Genomic DNA, 21,798 nt, shown 5'->3' with positions numbered 1-21,798 from the left:
ACCCTCCAGCATAATAATGACCAAAAAGACCGTATCGACCACATTGCAGCTGATCATTTTCCTGGGACTGGGCATAGGATTGATCGTATGGCGGTACAATGCCATGAACGAGGAGGAGAAAGAGGCAATGTTCGCTGCCTTTCGACATGTGCGCTGGGGATATGCGCTGCCGATCTTTATTATCGGCTTTCTTTCCCATTTTTTCAGAGCGCTTCGCTGGAAGCTGATCCTGCAACCATTGGATATTTATCCTTCTACGGCCAACACTACCTTTTCGGTGCTGATCGGCTACCTGGCCAATACCCTGGTACCTCGCCTGGGAGAGGTGGCCAAGTGCACTGTTCTCGCCAAATATGAAAAGGTCCCGGCCGATAAGCTCGTAGGCACCATTATAGCCGAACGGGCTTTCGATATGGTATGCCTTATCGCGATCGTGCTGCTGACCCTGGGCGTGCAATACGATGTGATCTACCCCATAGCCAGAGACCTTTACCTGAAGCTGTTCACGGATGCCGGCGGCCAATTCATCTGGGCGCGGATACTGATCGCATTGGGTGTATTATTGGCCGGCATTATCGTACTTGTCCTGCTCTACCGTAAGATCAAAAATTCCAAGATAGGGCATGTCATTAAGGGCATCGGCGAAGGCCTGAAGGCTATCGCACTGGTGCGGAAAAAAGGATTATTCCTGCTGTACACCTTGCTGATCTGGACTTGCTATACCGGTGCGATCGTGGTCGGCTACCAGGCCCTGCCCGAAACAGAAAGCCTGCCGCTGCTATCGGGCCTCGCTGTTATTTCCTTTGGCAGCGTGGGCATGATCGCTACCCCGGGCGGCATCGGCGCTTATCCTGTCATTGTAGCGCAGGTACTGATGCTGTACGGCCTCAGCGAAGGCATAGGCCTGGCCTATGGCTGGGTGAGCTGGGCCGCGCAAACGGCCATCGTACTAGTGCTGGGTATGATCGCTTTGATCGCCCTACCTTTATACAATCGCAAACAACATGAAGCTGTCCAAGAAAGAGTCCGTACAAGCTAAGATCATGAGTCGTGAGGACCTGGCGCACCTTTGCGCAGGCTGGCGGGTCAAGGGCTATAAGATCGTATTTACCAACGGCTGCTTTGATGTGCTCCACCAGGGCCATATACAGCTGCTGCTGGCGGCGGCGGAAGAGGGCAATAAGCTGGTGCTGGGATTGAATACCGATGCCTCTGTAAAGCGGCTAAAAGGTGAAGACCGCCCGCTCAACGACGAGCATTCCCGTGCGCTGGTCATGGCAGCACAATTGTTCGTCGATGCTGTTTGCCTGTTTGATGAAGACACGCCGCTTCAGCTGATTGAAGCGATCCGTCCCGACGTGATCGTAAAAGGCGGCGATTATACCCCCGAAACGGTAGTGGGTAACGATTTTGTTACTGGTTACGGCGGACGTACTGTCATTGTTCCTACGCTGGAAGGCTTTTCCACAACTTCCCTCATCAACAGGATGAAGCAATAAGCAGATCGGCTATTTCAATGTTACCCCGCCCCGATTTATCTTATATTTGTAATTGAATGACCACCGAAAAACTATCTATTCCGCAGGTGTACGCCTGGCTGGCGGAGATATCCGATCCTGAAATACCTGCCGTGTCCATCCTGGACCTGGGTATTGTACGGGACGTGATCCTTGTCGATGATGGCCGGGAAGTTTCGGTGACTATAACCCCCACCTACAGCGGCTGCCCGGCAATGGATATCATCAGCATGCAGATACGGATGGCCCTGTTGGGGCGCGGTGTAGCCAAAGTGACTGTAGAATTGCAGCTGGCGCCTGCCTGGACTACCGACTGGATCACTGAGGAAGGTAAGGCCAAAATGCTGGCTTACGGCATCGCTCCTCCCCAGCGCCGTGCACAGGAGGCTTTGGACTTGTTTGAAGAAGAAGAGATCGAATGTCCCCGTTGTCATTCTCATCATACCGAAATGGTTAGCCAGTTTGGTGCTACCAGCTGTAAGTCCATGTATCGCTGCCTGGATTGCAAAGAGCCTTTTGAGCATTTCAAATGCCATTAGAAGTCTTATATTTTTCTGATTCCTTTAGAAATCCTGCCTTAAACAAAGGGTTGACCGAAAAATAACATACCACATTTCACAATTTATTAATCCTTTATTACGTTTGCAGCCCAAATCATAATCCATGTTTTTGCGCCACTGGCTGCTCTCCCTGTCCGCCCTTTTTATCTTTTCTTTTTCTTCTGCTCAAAATAAAGCCGCCATTTATGTGGTAGCACACCCCGACGATTGGCAGCTGTTTATGGGCAATGACGCCTATAGCGACATACAGGATACCAGCAACCGGGTCATCTTTATCCTCACTACTTCGGGTGATGCCACCGCCAACCGCCCTAAAGCCAATCTTCGCCTTGCCCGCTCGCGCGAAAGAGGTGTGCTGAATTCAGTACGTTTCAGTGCCGATATGAAGACGGTAGTTGACTCCGCCTGTCAGACCCGTCATGTTACGATCAATGGCCACGACATGCTTTGCTATCCCTACAAACATGTACGCACTTATTTCCTTCGTCTTCCCGATGGTTGCTTCAGCTCGGGCTATATGGGGCAAAGCCTGGAATACCTGCACGACGGCCGCATCGACCGCATCACGGCCCTGGACAGCTCTACTACGTATGAGGGCTGGCATGACCTCGTGCATACCATCAGGGCCATTATGGAAAAAGAGACAGCCGGCTATTCCAATATCACGCTGAGCTACCAGGATCACGATAAAACGATCAACCTGCGGGACCATCCTGACCACACCTTCAGCGGATTGGCTGCGGCTCAGGCGGGCGCTACGCTTCCCTTGCTACAGCATACCGGTTACCTGGACTATTGCATCGTCGATAAACCGGCCAATATAGGCGCAGAGGATATCGCCGTAAAAGCTGCCGTATTCGCGTTGGCCGATTTCGGTATTACGGAGCAGGGCGACGGCAGTTCGTTTAACCGGGCCCATCTCGCTTTCCTGACCCGCACCTATTCCCGTAAATTGCCCATGGTCGACTCCGCAGGCAACCCTAATTTCAGCAATCGTATTACGATATATCCCAACCCCGCGAGTGGCAGCACGGTCCAGATCCGCTATACCTTAAGCGCCCCGGAAGTGATTCAGCTGACACTGACTGATATAAACGGTAATTCCCGCTGGAGCAATGTCAATATCCCTTCGCTGACCGGTGACAACGAATACACCATCCCTCTGACCGGCATCGCCCCCGGCATCTATTTCGTATCGCTGCACACCGCTGCCGGCACCGAGCTGGTCAAGCTAATACGGTTTTGATATAAGCTGAAGCAATCTACTCTCTATAAGCCTGGCAAGGCATTCCTGCTCCTGAGCTATCGAAAGGCACAAGCGCAGTGACGTGCTTCGACAAGTTCAGTAACCGTGTTGGTAAACAAACCAATCTCACGTTTCTAATATTCAGGCATCCCGACAAACGGAAATGAACTATCGAAGGGTTGGTCTTGTTTTCACATGGGCCGCCCTGTTCATTGTCGCATGCGCCCCCTCATTTTGCCCTATTGGCACAGCAGGATACAGAGAGAGAGCAGCGATCTTTGTGAAGCAAAACAAACGTTATGAACAGAGCGTTTCAATGGGTCGGCAATAACCGACGACAGATATGGGACATATCGGCGCTTACCGGCCAGGTGGCTCCAATGATAGGTGGGCCACTTGAATCCGTACAAAACTAAATCAGATCTCTCCAACATTAAAATCGATATATTATGGAAGCGTTATTGCAGCAATCGGTCCGGAATACGTTCAATGACCTTACCGGCCTCCTCTCGGGTCTCGACCAGGAACAAATCGATCGCCTGCCTACACAGGGCTGGTCGGCAGGACAGGTAACCGAACATATTATCAAAGCTTCGTCAGGCATGAGCGGCTTGTTTAACGGCCCTTGTGAACCCGCCCGGCGGCAACCGGACGAACAAGTACAGCCCTTGCGCGAACTTTTTCTTAACCGGGACATAAAAATGCAATCACCCGATTTTATCCTGCCTACAGACAAAGACCATCCCAAAGAAAGAATAATCGCTTCACTGAAGGACATCAGCCTTGAGCTCGACGGACTAGCCGGCAGTATGGATCTCGACTGGGTCTGCAGTCAACCGGAATTCCCGGGCTTCGGACAGCTTACGCGGCGGGAGTGGCTCAATTTTGTGCTATTCCACACACAGCGGCACACCGAACAGATAAGGGATATTGTACAACAACCGGCCTGATGATGAACCAGCAAAAAGGAACGAAGCGCACCTGCCCGCAAGGCCACGTCTACTATAAAAGCAGCGATTGTCCCACTTGTCCTGTATGTGAGCGCGAAAGCCGTCCGGAGGAAGGATTCCTGGCTTTGCTGGGCGCACCTGCGCGCAGGGCATTGGAACACGCGGATATTACAAGCCTGAAGAAATTGGCAACGTATACACAGAAAGCAATACTGAAGCTGCATGGCATGGGACCGGCCAGCATACCTGCTTTGAAGAAAGCATTACAGGACGCAGGACTGGATTTCAAACCAGCGGATTAAGAAGAGCATATCCTTTAGCAAAACACTTTCCAAAATAAATGTCATCCGGTTAACCGCAAAGACCGCCAAGCTATGCGCGAAGGACGCAAAGAAGATGGTGTAACATGCTAAATCGAGAAACATTTCCTCATTAGGAAATACGCCGCCGGCGAACAGGTACCGTCCTTATTCACCAAGCGACATCGGGTTGAGAAGATAAAAAATGACCTCTTATAATAACCTACCATTCTTTAATTCTAAAACGAAACGATTATGACACCTAAAATGATATGGGCCAACCTGACGGTAAGCGACCTGGACCGGACCACCCGGTTTTATACACAACTCGGGTTCAGGTCCAACGGCTCTTCCAAAGACCTGACTAGCTTTTTCTTCGGAGAGAACAATCTCATCATACACTTTTTTCTGAAGGAGGTGCTGCAAACGAATATGAAGATCGAAATAGCCGATGCACAAAAAGCAAGCGAAGTGATGTTCTCCCTTTCAACCGATAGCAGAGAGCAGGTGGATAGCTGGGCAAAAGAAGTAGAAGCAGCCGGCGGCCAGATCATTTCCCCACCGGAAGCTTTTGGCGGAAGCTTTTATGGCTTCACCTTTGCCGATCCGGATGGCCATAAGTTCAATGTCCTGCTCATGTAAGGTCCTGAAGGAACGGCGGAGAGCGATGACCGGTAGTTATGCCTTGCAAGCAATCGGAAGCGAGCCTCGACTGTACGACATCTTCTATGATAATAAAATGCTCCGGCGCCAAGCACCGGAGCATTTATATATTGATACCGCGAAGATTAAAGCTCAATACAAACATTTTTGGGTTCGGTAAAGAAGCGCAGGGCCTCCCAGCCGCCTTCACGGCCCACACCGCTGTTTTTGAAGCCGCCAAAGGGAGTGCGCAGATCGCGCAGCAACCAGCAGTTGACCCATATGATGCCGCTATGCACCATGGCAGCCACGCGATGAGCGCGCGTTACGTTTTCGGTCCAGATGGTAGCGGCCAGACCGTAGTCGCTGGCATTGGCCAGGCGTAACGCTTCCTCTTCCGTTTTGAAAGATTGCAGGGTCACAACAGGGCCGAATATTTCTTCCATATTAGTGCGGCTATCGGGGCCAAGACCTTCAATAATGGTGGGCTCGATAAAATAGCCATTGGCACAGCGCCCTTCGGGCTCAACCGCCTTGCCGCCCAGCAGTATGGTTCCACCTTCCTCGCGGGCCAGCGCTATACAGCCCAGCACTTTATCAAAATGAAGCTTGCTCACTATTGCACCTTGCTTTGATGTGGGTTCCAGCGGATCGCCGGGATGCAGGGCCCGTACTTTTTCGACAAACTCCGATTTGAATTTTTCATAAATGCTTTCTTCTACCAGGATACGGCTGCCGCAAAGACATATCTGCCCCTGGTTGGCGAATGAAGACTGCAACGTAGTCCGCATCATCTTTTCCCAGTCACAATCGGCGAAGATGATATTGGGATTCTTTCCGCCCAGCTCCAGCGACAGCTTCTTGAACATAGGCGCCGCTGTGGCCGCAATGTCTTTGCCGGCACGGGTGCTGCCGGTAAACGATATCGCTTTGATGCCGGGATGGGCTACAATAGCCGATCCGCAGCGGGGACCACCGCCATGAACGATATTGAGCACACCGGCCGGCAGCCCGGCTTGCTGTGCGATCTCGCAAAGCAGGTAAGCTGTCATAGGTGTTACTTCGGAAGGCTTGGCCACCACACAATTGCCTGCCGCCAGGGCTGGCGCTATTTTCCAGGTAAACAAGTAGAGCGGCAGGTTCCAGGGAGAGATGCAACCCACTACACCAATAGGGCTGCGTAGCGTATAGTTGATTGCCTTATCCTGCATGCTGTGGCTTTCCGAGGCAAAATGCATCAATCCGGTAGCAAAGAACCGGAAATTGTCGGAGGCCCTGGGAATATCTACTTTCTTGCTGAGCCAAAGCGGCTTGCCGTTATCATTCGTTTCTGCCAGGGCAAAGTCGTCGAGGTTAGTCTCGATCAGTTCGGCTATACGGTTGAGTATCTTAAACCGGAATTCGGGTGTAGCAGTGCTCCAGGCAGGAAAAGCCTTTTGCGCAGCGTCAACAGCCAGTTGCACGTCCTCTTCATCGCTATCCGGGGTTTGGCTGTATACCTCACCTGTAGCGGGATTGACGTTGTCCATGAATTGTCCTTTTTCAGGATCGCAAAATTCACCGCCTATATAGTTGAGTATCTGTTTGGGTGCTGCTATTTTCATGGTACAAAGATAAAATACAAAAGGGAGGAAAAAACCATCCCTTTTGCATTTGTCTTCAGGGCAGGGCATATAGGAGCCGCTGTGCCAAGAGATGGCCGGCAACGGGGCAGCCGGGCCACCGCTAGTTCTGGGCTGGTTTGGGGGAGAATAAGATCGGGAACACAGGCAGGGGACGGACCGGCGCATTGGCGCGTCGTACGGTTGCAGTGAGTGCGGCACTGCTCCGGCTATCCAACAAAGGTCGGGTATATCGTACACCTCAGTCTGGCCGGTTCCGTCAGCTGCTGTTTACTGTTTATGGGTTAGTTTCAGGCACGGTGTCAGCAAATCGTTCCTGATGATAACCATTTTAAGCGTACAGCTGGTTGGCCGTACCGGAATGAATGCGATTATTGTGTTGCCGGAAGGCAGCTACCAACATTAAAACGGTAGGATGTGCGTGTAGTTGTCGTTTCATCATGCAGGTTCAGGGTTTAAAACGGGTAATACAAAGTTGGCAAGAAAGAGCTTATTCTGCAATAGGGATTCCTGCGGTAATCTATGGGTATATATACCTATTCCCGGCCGGTTCTCCCGTACCTGTTTATACTTTATTCTATTCCGTTCTTGATAGCATATTTTACCAATCCTATAGTCGATTTGCAATTGGTTTTTTCCAGCAGGTGCGCCCGGTGATTATCTACTGTTTTCTTGCTGATGAACAGCTGTGCTGCAATTTCCTCACTGGTATGCTCCTTGACGATGAGCGCCAGTATTTCCTTCTCACGCTGTGAAAGATGGTCCAACGCCTCCTCTTGCTGCTTTTCCTTCTGATACTGCCCGTAGATGATCGGTAAGATATCCTGGGTAAAATAAGTGCCACCATCGGAGATGCGATGCAGGGCCTTGAGGAACTCCGTCTTACCGGTATTTTTCAGGATATAGCCATCTGCTTCGGCAGCGACCGCTTCTTTTACGACTGAGACACTATTGTACATCGACACGATCAGCACCTTGATACCGGGATAGCTTTGCTTCACCCTACGGCAAAGCGCCACACCCGATAGCAGAGGCATGTTGACATCGGTAATCAGCAAGCGGAATTGGCCGGAGGTAGCGGTGATCAGATCCCAGGCCTGCTCCCCGTCATTGGCCTCGGCCGCAATATGGTACTGTGGCTCTGAAACCAGCATACTCTTGAGCCCGTCGATCACCAGCTGGTGGTCATCGGCAATCAGGATCGGCATTCTTTCTTCGTCGTGCATAAGGGTATGACAATGGTTATTTGTGTTCCGTTTGTTTGCTCCGATTGAATGGCCATGCGGCCATTCAGCAGCTGTACCCGGGCCCGGATATTCTTCCAGCCCAGCCCACGGGCATCTTTCAACATATTAGTATCGAACCCGATTCCGTTATCTGCCACAATAAGCATCAGCGTATCTTCTTTCTGCGTCAGGCTTAACTGTATCTGTTTGGCCCGGGCATGCTTCAGCATATTGGCCAGCAGCTCCTGTACGATGCGATAAAGAGAAAGAGCAAATGGCTTGTCCCATTCCTGGCTCCCTATATCGTCAGGGAGATCCAGCTTTATCCGTGTTTCGCCGGCCTCATTGATCTTCCGGCACAGCTCTTCCAAAGCATTGGCAATACCAAAATCCAGCTCTTCGGGTATGAGGTTATGCGAAATATGCCGCACCTCCTGTATGGTACGATCGACGATGGCCAGTGTGTTTGCGGTAGCTGCCTGCTCATCCGGCGGCGCCTGGTAGTGTATATTGGAAACATTCATCTTTACCACTGATAACATTTGCCCAATGCTGTCGTGCAGATCTCTGGCAATACGCATCCGTTCCCTTTGCTCGGCCTCCAGCATAGAGCGAAACCGTTCCTTTTGCTGGCCGGCCTTATAGCGCTGAACATAGATGAGGCCGCCGGCGCCGATGAGCACAATAAGGCCTGATAGACTGAACAAGGTTACCTGGGCCCTATCGCGCTGGTGCTGGATGACGAGGTTCTGACGTGTGATCTCCCTTTCCTTTTTGTCCGTTTCGTACCAGGCCTCCCGGTCGGCCAGCTCCTCTTCCAGGTTCTTCCTGTAAACGGAATCTTTTATTGCCAGGTGCTCTTCATAGGTACGGGCCAGCTTTTCATAATCCTTACTCCGGGCGTAGATCGTTTCGAAGGAGGTATAGATCATCGGCAACTTGGCGCGGATATCGTACCTGCGGGCAATCATCATCGCTTCGTTAGCAGCGGCAAGGGCCTCATTGGTACGGCCCATACTCGCATAAATATTGGAGAGAATGCACAGGTCGGAAAGTACATAATAAGGGTCCTTCAGCATTTTACGCAGTGTAATGGTCTGTTTCAGCAAGGTTATCGCTTCCGGGTACCGGCCTTCCGCCATAACGATGTTGGCTTTGATCACCAGGGAATTGGCCTCAGAGGTAAAATCCTCATATTGCATTGAGAAGGCGAGGGCTTCTTCTACATAGCGATGCGCCGAATCGCTTATGCTCAGGGCGCCGTAGCAGGAAGCCAGGTTGCTGTATACCGGGCAAAAGTTGTTGGCGCGCGCCAGCCGTCGCGGCACAGCGAGCGCTTTGCGAAACCATTTGATCGCCTCTTCATACTGCACCATTTCCATATACACCCAGCCTATGCCATTCAAGGCCCTGATCTGCAAGGCCTCACTCCGGCTTCTTTCGGCCTGGCTCAATACGGTAAAGAAATCATCAAGCGCCAGCTTAAGATCATTCTTACGCAAATGAATACTCCCGTGCAGCAACCCGAAGATCATCTGCAGCCGTACCGGGATCCTGCCCCCGAAACCGGCAAGGGCCCTTAACCCTTTGTCAACAACCGCCTGGGCCGAATCGGTCTTGCCCATACGCAAGTAATAATACGCTCTGGCCTCTCCGATCTCCAGCGCTGCCTCAGGCGTATGCGGCCGGATGCCATCCGCCTGGGCGACGTAGCTATACAAAGTATCCAGGTTAAGCGAACGTTGCGACTGAAGCGCTTCCAGCAGCATCTGCTTTTTAAGAGCAGGAGCAGCAGCACTGTAGATTTTACTACGCATACTGTCTATAGCCCTGGTTTGAGAAAAGATGGCTGTTACCGGCAGGCAGAGCAATATGACGAGCAGGCATCCTTTCATAGGGCTCCAATTAGGTTTAATGGCTTCCTATAAAAGTATAAAAACAAAGTACAATTTAAAATACCCGTCTACAGTGATTTTAAGGGACAGAATATACCTAAAAAGGGGACATTATGTACCTAAAAAAAGCCGGTGAGAACACCGGCTGCGGCAAAAAAACCTTGCGATATGGTTCTTGCCTGAGACTACTACCCTCTTTAGGAATTGCCGCTTGCGGCCCTGTTCTTTTCTTCCTCCGCACCGCCACCACGCTTTCGCACCGGTGAAACGGTATTTTTCCCGAAACGATAAATAAAAGCGATATTGGCTACCCGTGTCTCCCGTTCCGCTACGAAATCTTCGCGATAGCCGGTATAAACCGAAGTCGCCCTGGGATAACCCGTAAAAAATATATCCTGGATATTGAGCTTGATCGTGGCCCGTTTCCTCAGCAGATGCTTCTGAATACCTGCATTCAGCATCCATAAAGGTTGCACATCCATATAACCATATATCTGTCGTGCCTGGTAAAAAAAGCCCAGCTCGGCAGAGAAGTCACCCGGCAACAGGAAAGTATTGTTGGTGTTCAGGTCGAAGGTAGGGCTGCCGTTACGCAAGGGCGTGTTGGCAATATTACCCTCGTAAAGGGCGTAATAAATATTAAAATTGGTCACGTTGCTCCACCAGCGGGTAAGCTGAAAAGGATAGGCTCCGCTTAATCCCACGAAGGTCATCTGCCTCAGGTTCTTATTGGTTTGCACCGTAACAGAATCTTCCGTTTCGCTAGGTTGGATTACCTCGGTGATCACCCCTTTATTGATACCGAACGTAAAGGTGGTTACAAAGCGTTGATTGAAGGTATGCGACAGCTCGACAGAGTAGAACGAGGCCGGCTGCAGATAAGGATAGCCCTCCCGGTAGGTCGTTTTATCGATAAAGTATTTAAAGGGATTCAGCTGCTGGTAATTAGGTCTTTCGATCCTGCGGCTGAAGGTAATGCCCAGGTCATGCTTTGCGTGGAGGTGATACTGTAGCGCCAGGCTGGGGAACAACTGCGTATAGCTGGTATCATATTGCTGGCTTGTGGTGCGCTGCTCCCATTGCGCATTGGTATTTTCCACCCTCAGCCCCAGCTGCATACTCCATTTAGACCAGTCTTTACTGGCATTCACATAACCGGCATTGATATTTTCCTGGTATATAAAATGATTGCTCCTTTTGGTATCCAATGTATAGTCGCCGTTGACCATCTCATAGAAAAGCGGTTCATTGTCGGCTTGCGCAAAGCTGGCTTTCAGCCCGGCTTCCAATCGCAGCCCATGATCCAGGGGATGAACATAGTCGGCTTTAAGCGACTGGATGCGAGTTACGCCTTCCAGGTCGCTCTTGAGATAATAGTCGGGTTGATAAACGCTGCCATCGGGATTGCGGTAAGTAGTTACAAAGTACTGGTTGCTCTGGTTTTCAAAAGCGGCGTAATCTGCATCAATGCTCAGCTCCCTGCCGCTGCTGTCGAAACTATGGCGCAGGTTGATGTTGGCAGCATAGTTGTAATAAAAATTGGTATGCCGTCCGGTCGTATTGAAATTGTACAGCAGCCTGTTGCTACCATCCAGGGCCTGCGAAACATTGTCGGCCTTGGGATCAAAGCTGTTGCTGCTGAAGCTTAACGCCGCACCCACCGTAGTCTGGGGACCTATACTATAGTCAACTCCGGCACTGGCGATATGGTTGCTGAAATTATACAAAGAATAGTTATCCTGGTTGTAGCGGAATAGCTGGCGACTATCGCCGGTGGTGTCCAGGAATTTGCGGTCCAGCATCAGGTGATTGAACCAGTAACGGTAGGCATAATTATAGTTGGCATACACATTCAGCTTTTTGTTGCGGTAGTTGAGATTAATTCCTGCACCGTATTTGGGATATTGACCTTGCCCGTAACTCAAGGTAGCCGTCCCGTTCAGGCCCAGCCGTTTGTCCTTCTTTGTTTTGATATTGATGATGCCGCCGCTGCCCGCCGCATCAAACCGTGCGCCGGGATTGGCGATGATCTCGATCTTATCTACCGAACCGGCAGGCATGGCACGCAACACCGTAGCCAGATCGGCGCCTTGCATGGGAGAAGGCTTACCATCGATCCATATCACAACACCAACCTTCCCCTTCAAGGATATATTGTCGTTGTTGTCCACATTAACACCGGGCGAACGTTGCAGCACATCCATAACGGAAGAACCGGCGCTAACGATGCTGTTCTCTACATTGACCACAATTTTATCTGCTCTTACCTCTATAAAGGGTTTCTGGGCCTGTATCGTGACTTCCCGGAGCTGACCGCCTTGCTCTTTCAGCAGGATATCGGGCAAGATAAGGTTTGCTTGTAGCATTACAGGTGTCGATGTATAGGGCTCAAAACCTACGGAGGAAGCCTTTACGGTATAAGTGCCTTGAGGCAGCGCTTCCAGGATGAACCCGCCGCCGGCATCGGAAATAGCCGTCCTGAGCAGAACCGTATCACGAAAGAGCATCAGCGAAGCACCGGGCAAAGGCTCGCCCTTTGTGTCTTTGAGCTTGCCGGAAAGGGAGCAGGTGGACTGCGCAAAGGAAACGCTACCGCATAAAGAAAAGAGACAGCTAAGGAGTAGGGTTAATTTCATAGGGAGCGGTTTAGGGTCTAAAGGTAAGCGGAAGCGACTTCCACTACCATAACCCCAACCGGGTGAAATGCTTTACCATAGCGCTTTTCGACGTCACCCCAAAGGGGTGATTTTCATAATCGCCTTATAAAAAAGCCCGGCTGTTCGGCCGGGCGTTCCAATTATTTTTCGCTTTTTTCTGTTTATAGTTCCACTTCCTTCACCTGATCCGATATCCGCAGTCTTCCGGCTGTCTTTGCCTTGATCTCATCGAGGCTCACACCCGGCGCATACTCCGTACACAGGAAGCCCTCCGGCGTGATCTCAAACACACCCAGGTCTGTCACAACTTTCTTCACACACTTCAGACCGGTAATGGGCAGTGTACACTCCGCCAGTAATTTGGAATTGCCTGCCTTGTCGGTATGCTGCATCGCAACGATAATATTCTTGGCAGACGCGACAAGATCCATTGCACCGCCCATGCCTTTCACCATCTTACCCGGCACCTTCCAGTTGGCGATATCGCCATTATCGGCTATTTCCATGGCGCCCAGCACCGTAATATCTACTTTACCCGCCCTGATCATACCAAAGCTTAATGCGCTATCGAAATAGCTACCGCCGGTACGCAGGGTTACCGTTTGCTTTCCTGCATTGATAAGGTCGGCGTCTACTTCCTCTTCAGTAGGAAAAGGACCTATGCCCAGCATGCCATTTTCGCTTTGCAGCTCGATCTCGATATCTTCCGGTACAAAATTCGCCACCAATGTAGGAATACCAATGCCCAGGTTGACATACATTCCATCTTTCAGTTCCCTGGATATCCTTTTTGCGATCTGATTTTTATCTAGAGCCATATAATCTGTTTACAGCATTGTAATTTTTATGCCGCACAAAGTAAGGAAATTTCCCCCAATTGCTTTTCACCGCAACAATTTAATATTAGGCATATACCGTTCAAAAAAATTTGCTTTCCTTGTCCAAATGCTTATATTGTGTTTTCAATTGCTCATCACTTAAAACATTCCTACTTCATGCTGGTAATAGGTGTATTGAAAGAGCCCGAATACGACCCGCGCGTATCGCTCGTACCGGATATAGCAGCAATTTTTGTCAAAAATAAGCTTACCGTACTTACAGAATATGGCGCCGGCGCCAGGGCCTTTTATGCTGACCAGCAATACGAGCAGGCAGGCGCGCAGCTGGCCGACAGGGCTGCAATTCTTTCCCGCGCCGACATCCTGCTGAGCATTAATGAACCGGCAGCGCAGGAGATCGCGGCGTTACGCGCAGGCTGTATTCTGCTGGGCGTTTATCAACCTCTGTTTGCGGCAGCAAAGATGAAGGATTGGGCAGCAAAAGGTCTTACCGTCTTCAGTATGGACACCTTGCCCCGTACCACCAGGGCCCAGGCCATGGATGTGCTCAGCTCCCAGGCCAATATTGCCGGCTATAAGGCCGTGCTACTGGCCGCCAATGTTTATCCACGCTACTTTCCTATGTTCATGACCGCTGCCGGGAGCATCCCTCCCGCCAAGGTACTGATATTGGGCGCCGGAGTAGCCGGTCTGCAAGCCATTGCTACAGCCCGGAGATTGGGCGCTGTGGTTGAGGTGTTTGATACCCGGCCGGCAGTTAAAGAAGAAGTGATGAGCCTGGGCGCGAAGTTTGTGGAAGTGGAAGGCGCAGCGGATGCGAGTAAAGCCGGTGGCTACGCAGTAGAACAATCGGATGATTTCAAGCAAAAGCAAAAGGCCAAAATTGCCGAGCATGCGGCGAAAGCAGACGTGATCATTACAACGGCGCAGATACCTGGCAGAACAGCTCCCATACTGATCACCAAAGAAATGATCGCGGCCATGAAAGGCGGTTCTGTGATCATTGATCTCGCGGCCGTAACCGGTGGCAATACGGAATATACCAAAAACAATGAAACCGTAACCGAACACGGGGTTACCATTATCGGACATTCCGCCTTACATACAACTGCTCCGGCAGATGCGAGCAAGCTGTACAGTAAAAACATCCAGAATTTTATGAAGCTGATCCTAGATAATGAAGGGCAGCTGAACCTGAATTTCCAGGACGACCTGGTGCAGGGCTGCTGCATTACCCACGATGGCAAGATCGTCAACGAAAGGGTAGCCCAGCTGATTGCCGGATAAATTGCCTCATTTAAGATTAAACATTCACTTATATGGATCAGATCATTGCTTTCTTTAGTGAACATTATGACAAGATCACCATCGTGATCCTTTCTATTTTCCTGGGTGTGGAGATCATCGGCCGGGTGCCGTCGGTGCTGCATACACCGCTGATGAGTGGGGCCAACGCCATACATGGCGTGGTCGTGATTGGCGCCATTATTATTATGGGACAGGCCGAAGCCGACAATTACCTGGCGCTCGTCCTTGGGTTCCTCGCCGTAGTGCTGGGCACATTAAATGTAGTGGGCGGCTTTGTGGTTACCGACAGGATGCTGGAGATGTTCCGGAAAAAGAAAACGAGATAACTCGTAGGTATTAGACACTAGACACTAGACATTAGACATTAGACATTAGACGTTAGATATTAGACATTAGACATTAGACATTAGACATTAGATATTAGACGTTAGATATCAAATTGGATATAGCAGACCCGTCTTTATCTTAATTGTAATTGGAACAGATAATTATAATTTTTGCGTTCTTCTTCTATTTCCCAATTACGAATCACGGTTCATATTTACTTTGTTTTTGATTTTTGCATTTTGATTTTTTCATTGCGTTAATGAGAATTTATCTTTCAAACATAGGTCTTTAAATCCCGGACTAGAAACATGAATGCCCTTCTTTTACTTTCCTACCTGGTTGGCTCTGTTACCTTCATCATAGGCCTGAAGATGCTGTCGCATCCCGACTCTGCACGCAAAGGCAACCTGGTGGCGGCTTTCGGTATGACCATGGCGATCATTGCCACTATATTCCTGTACCATGGCGATTCGGGTCAGCCCTTGCGCAACTATGGCTGGATCTTTGGAGGATTAGCCATAGGTACTGTTTTGGGCACGCTTGCGGCAAAGAAAGTAAAGATGACGGCTATGCCCGAAATGGTGAGCCTGTTCAATGGTATGGGCGGCGCCTGCGCCATGCTCATTTCCGTAGTGGAATTCAATCACCTGCTGCATGGCGGCACAGAAAACATCGGGAAAGGCATCTTGCTGATCATTATCCTGGGCCTGATTATCGGCACCGTATCTTTTGCCGGCAGTATTATCGCCTGGGGCAAGCTCAACGGCGGCATCAAGGACCGCCGTATTCCCGGCGGACAGGTACTGAATTTCATCTTACTGGGCGGTATTGTTGTTCTGGCAATCTTATTGCTCCTGGGAGGCGGAATTAACCCTCATATGCTATTCTACGCGACACTAGTGCTGGCCGCCTTATACGGTATCCTTTTCGTGATGCCGATCGGTGGCGCCGATATGCCGGTGGTGATCTCCCTGCTCAACTCCTTCACCGGTGTAGCAGCGGCCTGTGGCGGCTTCCTGTACGATAACCCCGTAATGCTGACCGGCGGTATCCTTGTAGGATCGGCGGGTACCATTCTCACTATTATGATGTGTAAGGCAATGAACCGTTCGTTGAAGAATGTGCTCATCGGGGCTATGGGCGGCAATAAGACGGCAAGTGCCGGCGACAGCAAAGAGCAAGGTAATTATAAAGAAATATCCATAAACGACTCAGCTGTATTGATGGCCTATGCCCGCAAGGTATTCATCATACCTGGCTATGGCCTTGCCGTAGCGCAGGCGCAGCACGCGTGTCATGAGTTGGAGAAGCTGCTGGAAGAAAAAGGCGTCGAAGTAAAATATGGTATCCACCCGGTAGCAGGCCGTATGCCCGGGCATATGAACGTATTGCTGGCCGAGGCCGATGTGCCCTATGAAAAGTTGATGGAAATGGAAGAAGCCAACCAGGAATTTCCGACAACCAATGTCGTGCTCATCCTGGGCGCCAACGACGTGGTAAACCCTGCTGCCAAAGAAGATCCTTCAAGCCCCATATACGGCATGCCTATTCTCGAGGTAGAGCAAGCCGAGCACATTATCGTCAACAAACGCAGTATGAAGCCCGGCTATGCGGGGATCGAGAACGATCTGTTTTTCAAGCCCAAGACCTCGATGCTGTTTGGTGATGCTAAAAAAGTGCTCCAGGAGCTGATCAGCGAACTGAAGAACCTGTAACCGGGGCATAGTGAAAAGATCGCGGCTACTGATTTTCCTCCACAAGCTTAAAGCCGAAGCCGCGGATATTGACGATAGAGAGGGCCGGGTCGTGCTTTAGGTATTTGCGCAGCTTGGCAATGTACACGTCCATGGTACGGCTATGAAAAAAACTATCGTCGCCCCATAGCTGCAACAATATTTCCTTGCGGGGCATCAGTGAATTCTTGTAGGCGATGAGCGCATTGAGCAGCTCCGATTCCTTGAACGACAACTTAAATGTTTCCTCATCTGAACGCAGTATCTGGGTGACGGGACTAAAGCTGTATTTACCGATCTGGTAATGTTCCGATGTTTGGGTCGTCGCCGGCTGGCTGTTGCGCCGCAGCAACTCTTTAATACGCAACATCAGCTCTTCGAGGCTGAACGGTTTTTTCAGGTAATCGTTGCCCCCTACTTCAAATCCTCTTACCACATCATCTGTTTCCGAACGGGCTGTAAGAAAAAGCAAGGGAATATCTTTCGATAAAGTACGTATCATTTCGGCCAGTACAAATCCATTGATAGCGGGCATCATTACATCCAGGATGCATAGATCGGGCTGCCTGCTGCAAAACAGGTCATAGGCTTCCTGCCCGTCCTTTGCCCACAACACCTCAAAGGACTTGCGTTCCAGGGCTTCCTTGACCAGCTTGCCCAGTATTACCTCATCTTCTGCCAGCAATATTGTCGCCATATGTTTTAATCATTTTCGGGTAAGGTAATTGTAAATGTAGTGCCTCTCTTCAGCTCGCTGTCCATCACGATATCGCCATGATGCAGCCTCACAATAGCGCAGGCATAGCTGAGGCCCAGGCCATAGCCTTTGATCTCATGCTCATCGCCGGTAGGCACCCTGAAAAACTTATCGAAGATGCGGTCCTGGTACTGCTCCGGAATTCCCTTTCCGTTATCCTTTACCTGCAGGTACATTTTACCATTGCGCCTACCGGCAATGACCTCGATATTGAGCCGCGGCTTGTTCTTGTCGGCGTATTTGATCGCATTCTCCAGCAGATTTTGCAACACGCTGCTCAGTTGTTGTTTGTCGGCATCAAACTCCAGGGTCTCCGGGTATATTGCAATACGGAAATGAGCCTGGTTGGCCTCGGCCAACGGCCTTACCGAATGCATCACGGTATCGACCCATTCCTTGACTTCAAAGGTTTGCCTGCTGATCTTGATCTGTGTTCTTTCGAAGGCCGACATCCGCAGTACCTTATCGATGAGCCCCGACAACCGTCCTAGCTCATTGCCCGCTATGCTGAAATATTCATCCTTCACTTCATCCGAAACGGTAACCGAATGGTCCTGGAGCAATTCCAACGCTACGGAGATAGAAGCAATAGGCGTCTTCAGCTCATGCGTCATATTGTTCATGAAGTCGGTCCGTATCTCCGCCTCCTTCTTTTGCTTATAGAACAAAGCTACCATGTAGGAAAAGGAAAAGGCGCATACACCGATGAAGCAAAGTGAGAGCACCAGCACTACCCACATACCTTTGAGGAGGTAAAAGCCAGCCTTGGGAAACGCCAGCTGCATACGGCCTTCCAGCCTGGGGCCGAGTGTTACCGGTATCGCCGAGGTCAGTTCTGTTTTTAACCCTGACCGCTCAAAGTTTTCCCTGGTACCAGTATGGGCAACGATCCCGCCGTTGCCATCGACAAGCGCCAGTTCGAAAGGCGCATCAAGTCCCAATTGCCTCAGGCTTTGTTCCAGCTGCTCTTTATAACCAGAGAGGGTGTAGCTTTTGTGGTCGGCATTGTCCACATCAAATACCTCTTTAATGCGCTGCTTGATCTCGGCCCTGCCTGCGATCAGTGTTTCGGGCAGGATATTGCTCACTGAATGATGCTCCATGCCCCGCAGCACTATGGTGTCCTTATCCGTACCTTTCGGATCCAGCTTATCCAGCATATCCGTAGCCAATGATTGTATGGACCGGTTCAGACTTGCATTGACACCTGTCCTGATATGGGTCTGCAGCATCACGGCGTTGGCGGCGCTTAGCAGCTTTTCCTCCTGCTCCTCATAAGCCCGGAACAACCAGAAGACCTGCAAGGCGACAATGCCCAGCAGCGCAATACACGTAATCCAGACCAGCCGGGTAAGCTTCAGTTGCATCCAATACAGTTTTCAACCAACCAAAGATACCTGAATGTCAATCCTTTTTCATATGGCTTAGCACTAATTAACAAAAGAGTCCAGATTTTTGTCTGGTTTATGCTCCAGGTTATTTTTTTTTGCTAAAAATTTAACCGACATGAAGAAAATAATATCCGGATTACTGCTGGTTGCTGCCGGGCATGCAGCAACAGCACAAATCGGACAAGGCGGCGTGCCCCTTACGCCGCGCCAGGCAGATCGTTATGTGCCTACATCGCAATATGCCTTACCAGACTGGCAGACAACCTTGAAAAAGGCGGAACTGGAAGAGACGGCCGGAAAGCCGCGACCTTATCTCGTTGGTTTATTCACTCCCTCCGACATATCCTTTCCCGGATCGGGCACATTGCTTACGCAGGATGACGGCAGCATCATCTGGCAGGCGCAGATCAGCATCGCCGGCGCGCCCGCCATCGGCCTGTACTACGATAAATTTGAGCTACCCAAAGGTGTAAAATACTATGTGACCAATGCCGCTAAAACCCAGATGCTGGGGGCCTATACTGCCGACAACAATGCTCCTTCAGGGTACTTTGCCAATGAAGCTGTACAAGGCAACATAGTCAACCTGCAGATGGAGATCGAGCCTGGCGTCGACCTCAACAACATTCGTTTTCACATCGACCGGTCGGCTGTTTACTTCAGGAATATTGCTTACCTGGCCGGCTTTGCTATTGATCCCGGTCAATTGCACGAGATCGACCAGGTCGACAACCAGCTTGCCGGCAGGTCTTCGGCCTGTATGATCAATGCCGTCTGTCCCCTGGGCGCCAACTACCAGATACAACGCAAAGCCATCTTGCAGACCGTAATACCCATAGGCAACCAGGGCGTCGGGCTCTGCAGCGCTACTATGGTTAATAATACGGGCAATACAACCGCCAGTTGCAAGCACTACGTCCTTACGGCGACGCATTGTGACCAGGAGAATAGCACCGCCTCTTCCCATTTTGACCAACTGCTCTTGCGCTTCAATTTTGAGCAGCCTACCTGTACCGGCACGGCCATACCCGAATCCAATACCCTTACCGGCGCCAATTTCGTTGCCAGGGCCAATTATAACGCCTCAGCTTCTGCCAACGATATCAAAGGCGACTTCTTGCTGCTGGAGCTGAGGAGCAACCTGCCTTCAGGCTGGAATGTAAACCTGGCCGGCTGGAACAATAACCCCAATCTTCCCTCTACCGTAGCTGCCCCAAAAAAATATATCGGTTTTCATCATCCCAACGGCGATGTTAAAAAAGTATCTTCCGCACAAAGCATAGAATCCACGCCTTTGCAGCCCAGCGCTCCGGAAGATACCCATTGGGCCATGCAGCTCGATTCGGGCCTGGTGTCCTCCGGCTCTTCGGGTAGCGGACTCTTCGACGGCGACGGTTACCTGGTGGGTATTGCTTCTGTAGCCGGCGACTACGGCGTACCGGCCAATTGTAAGAAAAATGCCGCCGGCGTAGCAGTGACCGGTACAGCCAATGTGATCTTCTACAGCAAGTTTGCCTACGATTGGGATTATACCGTCGACGGCAGCGCCACCAATCGCAAGCTGAAGCCCTGGCTCGATCCTGTCAATACCGGCGCCGTAAGGCTCGAACCGGTAAAATCGGATTGCTCTTCCCTGGGCACCAATCCACCGCCTATGGGTATCGGTGGTACAGGCGAAACATTGAGCAGCGCGATCGGCATTTATCCCAATCCCAGCCGGGATGGTAAGGTAACTGTTCAGATCAACCTGCCTGCTGCTGTCGATATGACCATGGATCTTTATGAGGTGAATGGTAAAAAAATACGTAGCTACCAGCTCAAACAGGTGCGTTCGGGCCTGTACCCGCTCAACCTCGACGGGCTCAGCAATGGCATATACCTGCTGCAATGCTCCGATGGCCAATCGCTGACTGGCAAAAAGATCATGATCGCGCGCTAAACCGTCTGAAAATATCATTTTAAAGAGGTTGCTCCATTTATGGGGCAACCTCTTTTTTATTAGTGGCTACGCAGAGCCGGTTCGGGCAGCATTGCCGGTGAACAAAAAAACGCCCAGGTTGTTAAAACAGATATGAAAAAGCTATATAGTTTATTTTTCATCGCCTTTATCACTACCTCATTTTGCCAGGCACAGCAGCGGCAGCAGGTAGTGCTTACTGCAGAAGATTCGGTACGCAACCTGATCGAGGCGCTGCCGGAAGTGAGGGAAAAAGATCATGTATATGATTCCCTGACCAACAGAAGGCAAAACATTATTATCCGGATCACGCCTCCCGATTCGGCGGTGGCCATGTACCATGTGGAGGCCGGCTACCAGGGCAATAACCGTTTCCAGCCTCATTTCTACTTTTACGTAGACCTCGCCAATAACATGATCTATATCGAAGATCTGGAGCGTGGCGACCGTACCACGCTCGAGGAATGGCGCGCCAGGCGCAGCCGGGCGAAAGACCAAAAATAGTTTCCCACGTTATGCACACCCTGTGTAAATCTTCGATGCATTTTTCTTTTTTTCAGAACCATCTTTGTACAAGTGTTAGGTTGATTTGTTTTCACATCGTTTTTGATGAAAACGTCTCATTAAAAGGGAAGTCCGGTGCAGTGCCGGCGCTGTCCCCGCAGCTGTAAGTAGCTCCTGAACGGGATGATCGTTTTGCATAGGCCACTGATATTTTTTAGAACGGGAAGGCGCAAAAAGAAAGAACTACAAGCCAGAAGACCTGCCTCAACACTCACATCAATCATTTTTGCTTTCGGAGGAAAAGCGGTGCTTTGTCGTCTTCCTGTCTTTGGTTTAAAAAACAGGAACGTTTTGCCGACCCCGCGATT

General features: G+C 50.5%; 19 protein-coding genes and 1 riboswitch. Of the genes, 12 read left to right on the top strand and 7 right to left on the bottom strand.

The window, feature by feature from the left end; translation table 11 throughout:
- Positions 1-16 precede the first annotated feature (16 nt).
- The 7 genes from DZK30_RS01095 to DZK30_RS01065 all read left to right on the top strand — a co-directional run bounded on the left by DZK30_RS01095 (position 17) and on the right by DZK30_RS01065 (position 5,214).
- Positions 17-1,039 carry a lysylphosphatidylglycerol synthase transmembrane domain-containing protein gene (locus tag DZK30_RS01095; protein ID WP_118972237.1) on the top strand — a complete coding sequence of 341 codons (1,023 nt, stop codon included), beginning with the start codon at positions 17-19 and terminating at the stop codon, positions 1,037-1,039.
- The gene (gene rfaE2, locus DZK30_RS01090; RefSeq protein ID WP_118972236.1) at positions 1,005-1,499 is read left to right on the top strand and encodes a D-glycero-beta-D-manno-heptose 1-phosphate adenylyltransferase; all 495 of its coding nucleotides are present in this window, start codon (positions 1,005-1,007) and stop codon (positions 1,497-1,499) included. Before DZK30_RS01095 ends, rfaE2 begins: the two co-directional genes overlap by 35 nt.
- Before the next feature lie 56 nt (positions 1,500-1,555).
- Positions 1,556-2,056 carry a 1,2-phenylacetyl-CoA epoxidase subunit PaaD gene (gene paaD / locus DZK30_RS01085; protein ID WP_118972235.1) on the top strand — a complete coding sequence of 167 codons (501 nt, stop codon included), beginning with the start codon at positions 1,556-1,558 and terminating at the stop codon, positions 2,054-2,056.
- Positions 2,057-2,180: 124 nt separating this feature from the next.
- The gene (locus tag DZK30_RS01080; RefSeq protein ID WP_118972234.1) at positions 2,181-3,323 is read left to right on the top strand and encodes a T9SS type A sorting domain-containing protein; all 1,143 of its coding nucleotides are present in this window, start codon (positions 2,181-2,183) and stop codon (positions 3,321-3,323) included.
- A gap of 449 nt (positions 3,324-3,772) precedes the next feature.
- Positions 3,773-4,273: a DinB family protein gene (locus DZK30_RS01075; RefSeq protein ID WP_118972233.1), complete on the top strand. Its 501-nt coding sequence runs from the start codon at positions 3,773-3,775 to the stop codon at positions 4,271-4,273.
- Positions 4,273-4,575: an RNA polymerase alpha subunit C-terminal domain-containing protein gene (locus DZK30_RS01070; RefSeq protein WP_240432831.1), complete on the top strand. Its 303-nt coding sequence runs from the start codon at positions 4,273-4,275 to the stop codon at positions 4,573-4,575. Before DZK30_RS01075 ends, DZK30_RS01070 begins: the two co-directional genes overlap by 1 nt.
- Before the next feature lie 252 nt (positions 4,576-4,827).
- A complete protein-coding gene (locus tag DZK30_RS01065; protein WP_118972231.1) occupies positions 4,828-5,214 on the top strand; it encodes a VOC family protein in 387 nt (128 codons plus the stop codon).
- Positions 5,215-5,360: 146 nt separating this feature from the next.
- On the opposite strand, the gene DZK30_RS01060 is transcribed toward DZK30_RS01065, so the two are convergent.
- The 5 genes from DZK30_RS01060 to DZK30_RS01040 form a co-directional block, all read right to left on the bottom strand.
- Positions 5,361-6,818 carry an aldehyde dehydrogenase gene (locus DZK30_RS01060; RefSeq protein ID WP_118972230.1) on the bottom strand — a complete coding sequence of 486 codons (1,458 nt, stop codon included), beginning with the start codon at positions 6,816-6,818 and terminating at the stop codon, positions 5,361-5,363.
- A gap of 590 nt (positions 6,819-7,408) precedes the next feature.
- Positions 7,409-8,062: a response regulator transcription factor gene (locus DZK30_RS01055; protein ID WP_118972229.1), complete on the bottom strand. Its 654-nt coding sequence runs from the start codon at positions 8,060-8,062 to the stop codon at positions 7,409-7,411.
- Positions 8,032-9,957, bottom strand: a complete 1,926-nt coding sequence (locus DZK30_RS01050) for an ATP-binding protein (protein WP_118972228.1) — start codon at positions 9,955-9,957, stop codon at positions 8,032-8,034. Before DZK30_RS01050 ends, DZK30_RS01055 begins: the two co-directional genes overlap by 31 nt.
- A 197-nt stretch (positions 9,958-10,154) precedes the next feature.
- Positions 10,155-12,593: a TonB dependent receptor gene (locus tag DZK30_RS01045; protein ID WP_118972227.1), complete on the bottom strand. Its 2,439-nt coding sequence runs from the start codon at positions 12,591-12,593 to the stop codon at positions 10,155-10,157.
- A 182-nt stretch (positions 12,594-12,775) separates the two neighbouring features.
- Positions 12,776-13,432: a CoA transferase subunit B gene (locus DZK30_RS01040; RefSeq protein WP_118972226.1), complete on the bottom strand. Its 657-nt coding sequence runs from the start codon at positions 13,430-13,432 to the stop codon at positions 12,776-12,778.
- A gap of 177 nt (positions 13,433-13,609) precedes the next feature.
- On the opposite strand from DZK30_RS01040, the gene DZK30_RS01035 reads away from it, so the two are divergent.
- From DZK30_RS01035 to DZK30_RS01025, 3 genes are all read left to right on the top strand, one after another.
- Positions 13,610-14,740 (top strand): Re/Si-specific NAD(P)(+) transhydrogenase subunit alpha, encoded by a 1,131-nt coding sequence (locus DZK30_RS01035; RefSeq protein WP_240432830.1) that lies wholly within the window; start codon positions 13,610-13,612, stop codon positions 14,738-14,740.
- 32 nt (positions 14,741-14,772) lie between these two features.
- Positions 14,773-15,087: an NAD(P) transhydrogenase subunit alpha gene (locus DZK30_RS01030; protein ID WP_118972225.1), complete on the top strand. Its 315-nt coding sequence runs from the start codon at positions 14,773-14,775 to the stop codon at positions 15,085-15,087.
- Between the two features lie 309 nt (positions 15,088-15,396).
- Positions 15,397-16,803, top strand: coding sequence for an NAD(P)(+) transhydrogenase (Re/Si-specific) subunit beta (locus DZK30_RS01025; protein ID WP_118972224.1), 1,407 nt, complete (start codon positions 15,397-15,399; stop codon positions 16,801-16,803).
- 25 nt (positions 16,804-16,828) lie between these two features.
- Here DZK30_RS01025 and DZK30_RS01020 read toward each other — a convergent pair whose 3' ends face one another.
- Complete coding sequence (locus DZK30_RS01020; protein WP_118972223.1) at positions 16,829-17,518, bottom strand: response regulator transcription factor; 690 nt, start codon at positions 17,516-17,518, stop codon at positions 16,829-16,831.
- A gap of 5 nt (positions 17,519-17,523) precedes the next feature.
- On the bottom strand, positions 17,524-18,945 hold the full coding sequence (locus DZK30_RS01015) for a sensor histidine kinase (protein WP_118972222.1): 1,422 nt from the start codon (positions 18,943-18,945) through the stop codon (positions 17,524-17,526).
- Positions 18,946-19,084: 139 nt separating this feature from the next.
- Between DZK30_RS01015 and DZK30_RS01010 the strand changes: the two genes are divergently transcribed.
- Together DZK30_RS01010 and DZK30_RS01005 are read left to right on the top strand one after the other, a co-directional pair.
- A complete protein-coding gene (locus tag DZK30_RS01010; RefSeq protein ID WP_118972221.1) occupies positions 19,085-20,908 on the top strand; it encodes a T9SS type A sorting domain-containing protein in 1,824 nt (607 codons plus the stop codon).
- 132 nt (positions 20,909-21,040) lie between these two features.
- Complete coding sequence (locus DZK30_RS01005) at positions 21,041-21,430, top strand: hypothetical protein (protein WP_118972220.1); 390 nt, start codon at positions 21,041-21,043, stop codon at positions 21,428-21,430.
- Between the two features lie 63 nt (positions 21,431-21,493).
- A riboswitch (cobalamin riboswitch) is annotated at positions 21,494-21,709 on the top strand.
- The last annotated feature ends 89 nt before the right edge of the window (positions 21,710-21,798 follow it).

The organism is Taibaiella koreensis, assembly GCF_003545715.1.
Classification (GTDB): Bacteria; Bacteroidota; Bacteroidia; order Chitinophagales; family Chitinophagaceae; genus Taibaiella; species Taibaiella koreensis.
The sequence above is the reverse complement of the archived record's forward strand: the minus strand, read 5'-3'. Positions and strand labels throughout refer to the sequence as shown.

What these genes read in the sequence shown, in the direction of transcription:
- DZK30_RS01020 (WP_118972223.1), bottom strand. Translation starts at nt 17,518, where the DNA reads ATGGCGACAATATTGCTGGCAGAAGATGAGGTAATACTGGGCAAGCTG.
- DZK30_RS01055 (WP_118972229.1), bottom strand. Translation starts at nt 8,062, where the DNA reads ATGCACGACGAAGAAAGAATGCCGATCCTGATTGCCGATGACCACCAG.
- DZK30_RS01095 (WP_118972237.1), top strand. Translation starts at nt 17, where the DNA reads ATGACCAAAAAGACCGTATCGACCACATTGCAGCTGATCATTTTCCTG.
- DZK30_RS01035 (WP_240432830.1), top strand. Translation starts at nt 13,610, where the DNA reads ATGCTGGTAATAGGTGTATTGAAAGAGCCCGAATACGACCCGCGCGTA.
- DZK30_RS01050 (WP_118972228.1), bottom strand. Translation starts at nt 9,957, where the DNA reads ATGAAAGGATGCCTGCTCGTCATATTGCTCTGCCTGCCGGTAACAGCC.
- DZK30_RS01075 (WP_118972233.1), top strand. Translation starts at nt 3,773, where the DNA reads ATGGAAGCGTTATTGCAGCAATCGGTCCGGAATACGTTCAATGACCTT.
- DZK30_RS01080 (WP_118972234.1), top strand. Translation starts at nt 2,181, where the DNA reads ATGTTTTTGCGCCACTGGCTGCTCTCCCTGTCCGCCCTTTTTATCTTT.
- DZK30_RS01015 (WP_118972222.1), bottom strand. Translation starts at nt 18,945, where the DNA reads ATGCAACTGAAGCTTACCCGGCTGGTCTGGATTACGTGTATTGCGCTG.
- DZK30_RS01060 (WP_118972230.1), bottom strand. Translation starts at nt 6,818, where the DNA reads ATGAAAATAGCAGCACCCAAACAGATACTCAACTATATAGGCGGTGAA.
- DZK30_RS01010 (WP_118972221.1), top strand. Translation starts at nt 19,085, where the DNA reads ATGAAGAAAATAATATCCGGATTACTGCTGGTTGCTGCCGGGCATGCA.
- DZK30_RS01070 (WP_240432831.1), top strand. Translation starts at nt 4,273, where the DNA reads ATGATGAACCAGCAAAAAGGAACGAAGCGCACCTGCCCGCAAGGCCAC.
- DZK30_RS01040 (WP_118972226.1), bottom strand. Translation starts at nt 13,432, where the DNA reads ATGGCTCTAGATAAAAATCAGATCGCAAAAAGGATATCCAGGGAACTG.
- rfaE2 (WP_118972236.1), top strand. Translation starts at nt 1,005, where the DNA reads ATGAAGCTGTCCAAGAAAGAGTCCGTACAAGCTAAGATCATGAGTCGT.
- DZK30_RS01030 (WP_118972225.1), top strand. Translation starts at nt 14,773, where the DNA reads ATGGATCAGATCATTGCTTTCTTTAGTGAACATTATGACAAGATCACC.
- DZK30_RS01005 (WP_118972220.1), top strand. Translation starts at nt 21,041, where the DNA reads ATGAAAAAGCTATATAGTTTATTTTTCATCGCCTTTATCACTACCTCA.
- paaD (WP_118972235.1), top strand. Translation starts at nt 1,556, where the DNA reads ATGACCACCGAAAAACTATCTATTCCGCAGGTGTACGCCTGGCTGGCG.
- DZK30_RS01025 (WP_118972224.1), top strand. Translation starts at nt 15,397, where the DNA reads ATGAATGCCCTTCTTTTACTTTCCTACCTGGTTGGCTCTGTTACCTTC.
- DZK30_RS01065 (WP_118972231.1), top strand. Translation starts at nt 4,828, where the DNA reads ATGACACCTAAAATGATATGGGCCAACCTGACGGTAAGCGACCTGGAC.
- DZK30_RS01045 (WP_118972227.1), bottom strand. Translation starts at nt 12,593, where the DNA reads ATGAAATTAACCCTACTCCTTAGCTGTCTCTTTTCTTTATGCGGTAGC.